Origin of the sequence: Ensifer sp. ENS09, from assembly GCF_014852425.1 — a bacterium.
Taxonomy (GTDB): Bacteria; Pseudomonadota; Alphaproteobacteria; order Rhizobiales; family Rhizobiaceae; genus Ensifer.
Genome location: NZ_JACVBP010000006.1, coordinates 78,464 through 87,480 on the forward strand (window position 1 = coordinate 78,464; position 9,017 = coordinate 87,480).

Here is a 9,017-nt window from a genome sequence, read left to right on the forward strand (position 1 = left end):
TCCTTCAAGGTGTCACAGGAACAGCATCACGACGCATTTCCTGTGAGTAATAGGCCCAGAAGAGGCGTGCGGCGACACTGCGCCAGGGCGACCAGGAAGCGGCGAGCGAATCAATTTCGCGTGCGCTCGGTCGCAGTTCGAGGCCCAGTCCGTGGCCGATCGCGTTTTGCAGCGCGACGTCGCCGGAGGGAAAGACATCCGGGTGGCCGGCGCAGAAGAGCAGATAGACTTCAGCCGTCCAGCGCCCCACCCCCTTGATCGCCGTCAACTCCCGGATCGCCTCCGATCCGTCGATGTTGCAGATCGCGTCGAGATCGATCTGACCACCGACGACCACCTCGGCCACGCGCCTCAGCGCCTCGGCCTTCGCCCGCGACAGCCCGATCGCCCGGCAATCCTCGTCGCTCAGCGAATTGACGCCTGCAGCCGTCACCTCACCAAGCTTCTCCTCCATGCGCCGCCAGATCGCGGCCGCACTGGCCTTCGAGACCATTTGCGAGACGATGATGCTGGCAAGGCCGCGATAGCCGGGATCGGTGCGGCGGAGCGGCACCGGGCCGGCTCTCGCAACGACGTGCCCGAGGCGCGCATCGAGCATCACCAGGCCTGACAGGCCGGCCTCGATATCCTCATGTGTCCGGATGATCCGCATGACGCCTCCACAAAGCGGGTGATTTTTATACCCCTTCCATGGCAAATGGAAACGATGCCTGACACGCCACCCGTTTTCCGCTTTGCCCCGAGCCCCAATGGGCTGCTCCATCTCGGCCACGCGCTTTCCGCGGTGTTGAACCATGACTTGGCGAAGGCCGCAAACGGACGTTTCCTGCTGCGCATCGAGGACATCGACCAGACCCGGTGCCGCCCGGAATTCGAGGCGGCGATCTACGAAGACCTTGCCTGGCTCGGCCTCGGCTGGGAGCGCCCGGTGCGCCGGCAGTCGGACCATCTCGACGCCTATGCTTCGGCGCTTCAGCGGCTGGACATGCTCGGCGTCATCTACCCCTCCGTCATGACCCGGGGCGAGATCAAGGCGGCCGTTGCCGAAGCGGAAGCCGGCGGCCAGGCCTGGCCGCGCGATCCGGACGGCAGCCCGCTCTATCCCGGCCGCGAGCGCGAATTGCTCCCAACCGAGCGCGCGGCCCTGACCGCGAGCGGCAAGGCCTATGCCTGGCGGCTGGACATGCAGAAGGCGGTCGAACGTCTGGGAAATGACCGCCTGACCTGGGCTGAGAGCGGCCATGGTCCCGAGGGCGAGACGGGCACGATCATCGCCGACCCCGCCGCCTGGGGCGACGTGATCCTGTCGCGCTCCGATGCGCCGTCGAGTTACCATCTCTCCGTCGTCGTCGACGACGCGCTGCAGGGCATCACCCATGTGGTGCGCGGCCGCGACCTCTATCACGCGACATCCGTTCACCGGCTGCTGCAGCGGCTTCTCGATCTGCCGGAGCCGCTCTATCATCATCATCGGCTGCTCCTTGGCCCGGACGGGCGCAAGCTGTCTAAGAGCAACCAGGATACCGGCATCGCGGCCTTCCGCGCTGCCGGCCGCACGCCTGAAGAAGTCCGTGCGCTAATCGGCTAGGTCCTGTTCCTCGCGAGCCGTGTCCCCACCATTGCGCAGCTGGAAGCTGCGCCGCACCATGCGCTTGACCCTGTATTTGAGGATCGCGGCATTGATCTCGGCGCCGATGATGAAGATCGCCGCGATCATGTAGAGAAACACCAGCACGATCATGATCGACGCCAGACCTGCATAGGTCGAGACATAGGTGGCGAAGGTTGCGAGGTAGGAAGCAAAAGCATAGGCGCCGATCGTCCAGCAGACGAGCGTCAGCACGATGCCCGGCAGCACGTCGATCACCTTGCGGTGGCCGTCCGGGAGCCAGAGATGCGACACCAGCAGACCGGTGGTCAGCACGACGAGAGCGAGCGGCAGGCTCCAATTGTCGACGGTTGCAAGCACGCCGCCAAGCCAGGGGAGCCACTGTCCGGCATACCGCACCGCCAAGGGTACGGCGACGAGCAGGATGCTGAGTGCGGCGAGGATCAGGACGCCAGCCAGCACGAAGCCCAGGCTCGCAAGCCGGGTGACGTACCAGTAGCGGCTCTCGGTGACGCGATAGGCGCGGTTGAGCGAGACGCGCAGCGCCTCGACGCCGTTGGAGGCGAAATAGGCGGCGGCCAGCACCGAAACGGTCAAGAGCCCGCCGCGCGGGATCGTCAGCACCCGCACGATTTCGTCGGCGATGGGCTTGGCGATCGATTCCGGCCAGGCGTCGAAAATCAGGTGTACGGCCGTTTCGGCAAACTGGTCTGCACCGAGAAAGCTGCCGAGCGCGGTGCCGAAGATCAAGAATGGAAAGACCGCGAGCAGCGAGGACAGCGCCACGTGGCTCGCCATCGCCCAACCGTCATCGAGGCTGAAATGCCAGAGCGCATCGAAGACGACTTTCCAGGTGATGCGTATGAATGCTGGCATTCCATTCCAATCCTAAAACCCGCCCGATACCGGCGGTCCGCTCACATAGGTATCGCCCGGGCCCGGCACAATTCCTGATGTCGCAACGCAGGCTGGTTCCAGTCCGCGCAATTCAATTGTATCCCGCGGATGAATATGGGAAACCGAGGCAGGATTTCTACAGGATTCGACCGGATGACGGATCGCCCCACAATCATTGTCACCGGATGTTCGTCCGGCATCGGCGCCTATTGCGCCCGTGCGCTTCACGCCGATGGCTGGCGGGTCTTCGCCACCGTGCGCCGGGAAGAGGACCGGCAATCGCTTGAAAGCGAGGGCATCGAGACCTTTCTGATGGACTACACCAAGCCGGAGAGCATCGCGGCCTTCGCCGATACAGTGCTGGCGCTTTCCAGCGGGCGCATCGACGCGCTCTTCAACAACGGCGCCTATGGCCAGGCTGGTGCGGTCGAGGATCTGCCGACCGAGGCGCTGAGGCTTCAGCTCGAGACCAACGTCATTGGCTGGCACGACCTGACGCGACGGGTGATCCCGGCGATGCGGGCGCGCGGAAGCGGCCGCATCGTGCAGTGCTCCTCCATTCTCGGCATCGTGCCCTATCGCTGGCGCGGCGCCTACAATGCCTCCAAGTTTGCGATCGAGGGCCTGTCGCTGACCCTCAAGATGGAACTGGCCGGCAGCGGTATCGAGGTAAGCCTGATCGAGCCCGGGCCGATCACCTCGAAATTCACCGCCAATGCCGTCACCTATATCGAGCGCTTCATCGACCTCAAGAATTCGGTGCATCGCGTCGAATACGAACGGCAGATGCGACGCTTGAAAGGCGAGAGCAAACCCGCAGCCGGAAAGCTTGGCCCGGAGGCGGTTTATGCGGTCTTGAAGCACGCGCTGACAGCAAAGAAACCGAAACCGCACTATATTGTAACAAGGCCCGCCAGACAGGGCGCGCTTCTGAAGAAGCTTCTGCCGGCGGCACTGTTTTATCGCATCATCGGCCGACTTGGCTGACGCAAGAATTGCAAGGAAGAGTTCGATGTCCAGCTTCTTTACCGGCCTGACCCTGTTCGTCATGGGCCTGGTCGTGATCGTCTTGATCCGCGGCCTCGTGAACATGGCAAAGGGCGGCAGTGGCAACACGTCCAACAAGCTGATGCAGGCGCGCGTTCTGCTGCAGGCGATCGCGATCGCCCTGATCATGCTCACGCTCTGGATCACCGGCGGCGGCCGCCCGACCTGACGCAATCTTGAACGGACAGCCGTTCCACACCGTTCCTGAAATTGCGCGAGAGGACTGCGTCCACCCATGGTGAAGCTCAACAAGATCTATACCCGGACGGGTGACAACGGCACCACCGGGCTCGTCGCGGGGCCGCGCCGTCTGAAAAGCGACCTGCGTGTCGATGCCTATGGCGCGGTGGACGAAACCAACGCCTTTGTTGGCCTGGCGCGGCAGCATACGGCCGGCAACGTCGATCTCGACGCCGCGCTGATGCGGATCCAGAACGATCTCTTCGATCTCGGCGCGGATCTCGCGACACCCGACGCCGGCGAGCCGCCGCAATACGAACCGCTGCGCATCGTCGCAGCACAGGTGACCTGGCTCGAAACCGAGATCGACCGGCTGAATGCCGAGCTCGATCCCTTGCGCTCCTTCGTGCTTCCGGCGGGCAGCCCCGCCTCTGCAGCCCTCCATGTCGCCCGCACGGTCGCACGCCGTGCGGAACGCCAGGTGGTGGCGCTTGCCCAGATCGAAGGCGAAATCGTCAGCACGGAAGCCATCGCCTATATCAACCGCCTGTCGGATTTCCTGTTCGTCGCGGCCCGCTTTGCAAATGACAAAGGTCAAGCCGACGTTCTTTGGATTCCCGGGAAAAACAGATAACGTCCGCTTGCGCATCGTCGCCCGATCGAGATTCGGCGGGAGAAACGGGCCGTAACCTGTGCTTCGGGAGACCGCATGTTCATACCGCTTCACGATACGAACACCCTGAAGTACATCAAGGTCCAGTACGTCACGATCAGCCTGATTGTGATCAACGTCGTCGTCTGGCTGATCACCGGTCCGATTGCCTCCGAGCAATTCGCCAACGCAGCACTGCTCGGCTTCGGCTATATCCCGGCGCTCATTTTCGACTACGCCCAGCTTGATCCCTCGCTGGTCGTCGTCCCCGACGGCTTCACCTTCGTCACCTATTCCTTCCTGCATGGCGATTTCATGCATCTCGCCATGAACATGCTGTTCCTCTGGGTGTTCGGCGACAATGTCGAGGATGCACTCGGGCACTTCCGCTACCTCGTCTTCTACCTTCTCTGCGCCGCTGCAGGCGCGCTGGCGCATGGGCTGCTCGACCCGGCCTCCGAGGCCCCGCTGATCGGAGCATCGGGGGCGATCTCCGGCATTGTCGCCGCCTATTTCCTCCTGCACCCGAAGGTGCGCGTCTGGGTGCTGGTGTTTTTCCGCATCCCGCTGCCGCTGCCCGCCGTCATCCCGCTCGCCTTCTGGATCGGCCAGCAGTTCTTCATGCTGGTCGTCGATCCCGGCAGCGGCGTTTCCTGGAGCGCCCATGTCGGCGGCATCATCGCGGGGCTGGTTCTGGTGGTCATTTTGCGACGCCGCGATGTGCCGCTGTTCGACCGCACGATCGTTACCCCCCGCGCCGTCCGGCACAAGGCCGAACCGGTCACCGCAAGCCAACAACCCTCGCCAGATGCGACAAGACCACCCGTTCCCTGGGGGCGCCAGACCGGATCCTGATACCGGCAATCGCCAGCCTTCAACGAGGATGATCCATTATTTCAATGGCTTGCCTGGACGCTTCCCGGCCCTCCCGGGACAGGGCTTCATCAGGCCCCGAGCCACTTGCCATCGACTATTCTTACGTGTACGTAAACGTAATTCCAATTCTCGGGATTATATCGATTTAGCGTCATGCACAGCGATTGTAATTGGAGAAAAAACGCGTATCGATGTCGCCAACCGACAATCAGGCGGCTCCGTTAAGGCGCATTTTCCTGCGAAAGCTCTTGGAGGGAAGAATCCATGAAAATACTTGTGACGGTGAAGCGGGTCGTTGACTACAACGTCAAGATCCGCGTGAAGGCAGACGGTTCGGGCGTCGAACTTGCGAACGTGAAGATGTCGATGAACCCCTTCGACGAAATCTCGGTCGAGGAAGCGCTGCGGCTGAAGGAAGCCGGCAAGGCCGAGGAAGTCGTCGTCGTCTCGGTCGGTCCGGCAAAGGCCGAAGAGACGCTGCGCACCGCGCTCGCCATGGGCGCCGACCGCGCCATCCTGGTTGAGACCGAAGACCAGGTCGAACCGCTCGCCGTTGCCAAGATCGTCAAGGGCGTTGCAGACGCCGAACAGCCGGGCCTGATCATCGTCGGCAAGCAGGCGATTGATGATGACAGCAACCAGACCGGTCAGATGCTGTCGGCTCTCTTGGGCTGGGCACAGGGCACCTTTGCCTCCAAGGTCGAGATCGGCGACGGCAAGGCGACCGTCACGCGCGAAGTCGACGGCGGTCTGCAGACCATCGACATCAAGCTGCCGGCAGTCGTCACCACCGACCTGCGTTTGAATGAGCCGCGCTACGCATCGCTGCCGAACATCATGAAGGCGAAGAAGAAGCCGCTCGACAAGAAGTCGCCTGCCGACTTCGGCGTCGACACGTCAGCCCGCCTCAAGGTGCTGAAGACCGAGGAGCCGTCGGGCCGCAAGGCCGGCATCAAGGTCAAGTCGGTCGCCGAGCTCGTCGAAAAGCTCAAGACCGAAGCCGGCGTACTTTAAGTTCAGGAAAGGGAGACATCATCATGGCCATTCTTCTTCTGGCTGATCACGACAGCAACCACCTTTCCGACCAGACCGCCAAGGCGCTGAGCGCGGCCTCCAAGATCGGCGGCGATGTGCACATCCTCGTTGCCGGCGCCGGCGCCAAGGCTGCGGCCGAACAGGCCTCCAAGCTCTCGGGCGTTGCCAAGGTACTCGTCGCCGACGACGCCTCGCTGGCCAACAACCTCGCAGAGCCGCTGGCCGCGCTCGTCGTCTCGCTTGCCGGCAACTACGACACGATCGTTGCGGCCGCGACTTCGGTCGGCAAGAACGTCATGCCGCGCGTCGCAGCCCTGCTCGACGTCAGCCAGGTCTCCGAAATCATCGAAGTTGTCTCTTCCGACACCTTCAAGCGCCCGATCTATGCCGGCAACGCCATCCAGACCGTGCAGACGACGGAAGCCAAGCGCGTCATCACCGTGCGCACCGCCTCCTTCGCCTCGGCCGCTGAAGGCGGTTCGGCTGCGATCGAGAGCGTTTCGGCTGCCGCCAACCCCGGCGTTTCTTCCTTCGTCGCCGACGCGCTGTCGTCGTCCGATCGTCCGGAGCTCACCTCTGCCAAGATCATCATCTCCGGCGGCCGTGCGCTCGGCTCGTCCGAGAAGTTCCAGGAAGTGATCCTGCCGGTCGCCGACAAGCTCGGTGCTGCCGTCGGCGCTTCGCGCGCTGCGGTCGACGCCGGTTACGCGCCCAACGACTGGCAGGTCGGCCAGACCGGCAAGGTCGTCGCGCCTGATCTCTACATCGCCTGCGGCATTTCCGGTGCCATCCAGCACCTCGCCGGCATGAAGGACAGCAAGGTCATCGTCGCAATCAACAAGGACGAAGAGGCGCCGATCTTCCAGGTCGCAGACTACGGCCTGGTTGCCGATCTTTTCGACGCTCTGCCGGAGTTGCAGAAGGCGCTGTAAGCCCAAATCGATGCCACCCGCCGCACCCGTGAAAAGGGCTGGCAAAAGCGGGGACTTGGCATTAACAATCTACCGGGCCGGCCAAACCGGCCCGGTTTGCATGTCTGACGGCGGCCTCACCGCCAAGCTTTGAAGATGGATGTTCGCTGCGATGATCAAGACGGTCGGAATTATTGGTGCCGGGCAAATGGGCTGTGGCATCGCACATGTTTCGGCAATCGCCGGATACAAGGTACAGATCTATGATCTGGCCGCCGAGCGGATCGAAGCAGGCCTTGCCACCGTCAACGGCAACCTTGCCCGTCAGGTCTCCTCCGGCAAGATGACCGACGAGGCCCGCAAGGCGGCACTTGCCCTGATCAAGGGCTCTTCCGACATCAACGACCTGTCGCAGGCCGATCTGGTGATCGAAGCCGTCACCGAAGACGAGACGATCAAGCGCAAGATCTATGGTCAGGTTTGTCCGATCCTGAAGCCGGAAGCGATTCTCGCGACGAATACCTCGTCGCTGTCGATCACCCGCCTCGCCTCCGCCACCGATCGCCCCGAGCACTTCATGGGCATCCACTTCATGAACCCGGTTCCGGTCATGAAGCTGGTCGAGCTCGTGCGCGGCATCGCCACCGACGAGCAGACCTTCAAGACCGCCAAGGAATTCGTCGCGACGCTCGACAAGACCGTGACGGTCGCCGAAGACTTCCCGGCCTTCATCGTCAACCGCATCCTTTTGCCGATGATCAACGAGGCGATCTACACGCTGTACGAAGGCGTCGGCAGCGTCGAGGCGATCGACACCGCCATGAAGCTCGGCGCCAACCATCCGATGGGCCCGCTCCAGCTTGCCGACTTCATCGGCCTCGACACCTGCCTCTCGATCATGCAGGTGCTCTATGATGGCCTGGCAGATTCGAAGTACCGCCCCTGCCCGCTGCTGGTAAAATATGTCGAAGCAGGCTGGCTCGGCCGCAAGTCCGGGCGCGGCTTCTACGACTATCGCGGCGAAGTGCCGGTTCCCACCCGCTAATTCCGTCAGCATCTGACAAGAAAAACCCGGCGATCCGCCGGGTTTTTCTTTGTCTAGATCCAGGCCCCTTCAGCTTCCCGCAGCCGGGGCGAGCGCAGCGCTGACCAGCGCCTTGGCATCGTCGCTGTCCCAGGCGGCCGGGCCGTTCATCGAGCCGATCAGGCAGCCCTTGTCGTCGAGCAACAGGGTTGCCGGCAGGCCGAAAGCCAGGCCTTCCTTCTTCATGTTGTTGAACACGCCCATCGAAGCATCGCGGTAATAGCCAAGCGCGTGCACGGCGGTCTCATCGAGGAAAGCCTTCGGCTTCTCGTCGTCGCCGACATCGATATTGATCGCCACCACTTCGAACTTGTCGCTGCCGAGCGACTTCTGCAGGGCGTTCAAGGCGGGCATTTCTTCGCGGCAGGGAACGCACCAGGTGGCCCAGAGATTGACGAGCAGCGTTTTGCCGGCAAAGGCCGAGACATTGGTCGGCTTGCCGTCCGGGCCGTTAAAGTCGAGCGCGATCGGCTGCGGTGCCGACGCCGGCGACATCGCGGCGACCTGCCCCTTCATGAAGGGCGTCAGCGAGGCGACCTTGGCCGAGGTCAGCGGGCAGCTGGCTGCAGCCGTTTCGGCCGTCTCGCCATTGCCAGACCCGGTCTCCTTCACGTATACCGCTGCCGCACCGACGATCACGCCGAACAGGGCGGCGAGCGCGAACAGTTTCACGGCCGGGGGGGATTTCTTCTGGTCGGGCATTTCATTCTCCAAGGCGGGCATTCT

The 9,017-nt window shown here is 62.9% G+C and carries 11 protein-coding genes; 8 read left to right on the forward strand and 3 right to left on the reverse strand.

Annotation, left to right across the window (positions count from 1 at the left end):
• Positions 1–4: 4 nt before the first annotated feature.
• The gene (locus tag IB267_RS27105) at positions 5–652 is read right to left on the reverse strand and encodes a DNA-3-methyladenine glycosylase (RefSeq protein ID WP_043623033.1); all 648 of its coding nucleotides are present in this window, start codon (positions 650–652) and stop codon (positions 5–7) included.
• A 45-nt stretch (positions 653–697) separates the two neighbouring features.
• Between IB267_RS27105 and gluQRS the strand changes: the two genes are divergently transcribed.
• The gene (gene gluQRS, locus IB267_RS27110; protein ID WP_192450633.1) at positions 698–1,588 is read left to right on the forward strand and encodes a tRNA glutamyl-Q(34) synthetase GluQRS; all 891 of its coding nucleotides are present in this window, start codon (positions 698–700) and stop codon (positions 1,586–1,588) included.
• Here gluQRS and IB267_RS27115 read toward each other — a convergent pair.
• Positions 1,577–2,485, reverse strand: coding sequence for a YihY/virulence factor BrkB family protein (locus IB267_RS27115; protein ID WP_192450634.1), 909 nt, complete (start codon positions 2,483–2,485; stop codon positions 1,577–1,579). The genes gluQRS and IB267_RS27115 overlap by 12 nt on opposite strands.
• 174 nt (positions 2,486–2,659) lie before the next feature.
• Between IB267_RS27115 and IB267_RS27120 the strand changes: the two genes are divergently transcribed.
• The 7 genes from IB267_RS27120 (at position 2,660) to IB267_RS27150 (ending at position 8,252) form a co-directional block, all read left to right on the forward strand.
• On the forward strand, positions 2,660–3,493 hold the full coding sequence (locus IB267_RS27120) for an SDR family oxidoreductase (RefSeq protein ID WP_192450635.1): 834 nt from the start codon (positions 2,660–2,662) through the stop codon (positions 3,491–3,493).
• Between the two features lie 25 nt (positions 3,494–3,518).
• On the forward strand, positions 3,519–3,722 hold the full coding sequence (locus tag IB267_RS27125; protein ID WP_043623043.1) for a twin transmembrane helix small protein: 204 nt from the start codon (positions 3,519–3,521) through the stop codon (positions 3,720–3,722).
• 66 nt (positions 3,723–3,788) lie between these two features.
• Positions 3,789–4,367 carry a cob(I)yrinic acid a,c-diamide adenosyltransferase gene (locus tag IB267_RS27130; protein WP_192450636.1) on the forward strand — a complete coding sequence of 193 codons (579 nt, stop codon included), beginning with the start codon at positions 3,789–3,791 and terminating at the stop codon, positions 4,365–4,367.
• Positions 4,368–4,442: 75 nt separating this feature from the next.
• Positions 4,443–5,240, forward strand: a complete 798-nt coding sequence (locus IB267_RS27135; protein ID WP_192450637.1) for a rhomboid family intramembrane serine protease — start codon at positions 4,443–4,445, stop codon at positions 5,238–5,240.
• Positions 5,241–5,525: 285 nt separating this feature from the next.
• Positions 5,526–6,275, forward strand: coding sequence for an electron transfer flavoprotein subunit beta/FixA family protein (locus tag IB267_RS27140; protein ID WP_043623052.1), 750 nt, complete (start codon positions 5,526–5,528; stop codon positions 6,273–6,275).
• A gap of 23 nt (positions 6,276–6,298) precedes the next feature.
• Positions 6,299–7,228, forward strand: coding sequence for an electron transfer flavoprotein subunit alpha/FixB family protein (locus IB267_RS27145; protein WP_192450638.1), 930 nt, complete (start codon positions 6,299–6,301; stop codon positions 7,226–7,228).
• A gap of 151 nt (positions 7,229–7,379) precedes the next feature.
• Positions 7,380–8,252, forward strand: coding sequence for a 3-hydroxybutyryl-CoA dehydrogenase (locus tag IB267_RS27150; RefSeq protein WP_034806743.1), 873 nt, complete (start codon positions 7,380–7,382; stop codon positions 8,250–8,252).
• Positions 8,253–8,321: 69 nt separating this feature from the next.
• On the opposite strand, the gene IB267_RS27155 is transcribed toward IB267_RS27150, so the two are convergent.
• Positions 8,322–8,993, reverse strand: a complete 672-nt coding sequence (locus IB267_RS27155) for a TlpA disulfide reductase family protein (protein WP_192450639.1) — start codon at positions 8,991–8,993, stop codon at positions 8,322–8,324.
• Between the last annotated feature and the right edge of the window lie 24 nt (positions 8,994–9,017).

Excerpts from the sequence above, each read along its gene's own strand:
- IB267_RS27105 (WP_043623033.1), bottom strand. The coding sequence starts at position 652 with ATGCGGATCATCCGGACACATGAGGATATCGAGGCCGGCCTGTCAGGC.
- gluQRS (WP_192450633.1), top strand. The coding sequence starts at position 698 with ATGGAAACGATGCCTGACACGCCACCCGTTTTCCGCTTTGCCCCGAGC.
- IB267_RS27115 (WP_192450634.1), bottom strand. The coding sequence starts at position 2,485 with ATGCCAGCATTCATACGCATCACCTGGAAAGTCGTCTTCGATGCGCTC.
- IB267_RS27120 (WP_192450635.1), top strand. The coding sequence starts at position 2,660 with ATGACGGATCGCCCCACAATCATTGTCACCGGATGTTCGTCCGGCATC.
- IB267_RS27125 (WP_043623043.1), top strand. The coding sequence starts at position 3,519 with ATGTCCAGCTTCTTTACCGGCCTGACCCTGTTCGTCATGGGCCTGGTC.
- IB267_RS27130 (WP_192450636.1), top strand. The coding sequence starts at position 3,789 with ATGGTGAAGCTCAACAAGATCTATACCCGGACGGGTGACAACGGCACC.
- IB267_RS27135 (WP_192450637.1), top strand. The coding sequence starts at position 4,443 with ATGTTCATACCGCTTCACGATACGAACACCCTGAAGTACATCAAGGTC.
- IB267_RS27140 (WP_043623052.1), top strand. The coding sequence starts at position 5,526 with ATGAAAATACTTGTGACGGTGAAGCGGGTCGTTGACTACAACGTCAAG.
- IB267_RS27145 (WP_192450638.1), top strand. The coding sequence starts at position 6,299 with ATGGCCATTCTTCTTCTGGCTGATCACGACAGCAACCACCTTTCCGAC.
- IB267_RS27150 (WP_034806743.1), top strand. The coding sequence starts at position 7,380 with ATGATCAAGACGGTCGGAATTATTGGTGCCGGGCAAATGGGCTGTGGC.
- IB267_RS27155 (WP_192450639.1), bottom strand. The coding sequence starts at position 8,993 with ATGCCCGACCAGAAGAAATCCCCCCCGGCCGTGAAACTGTTCGCGCTC.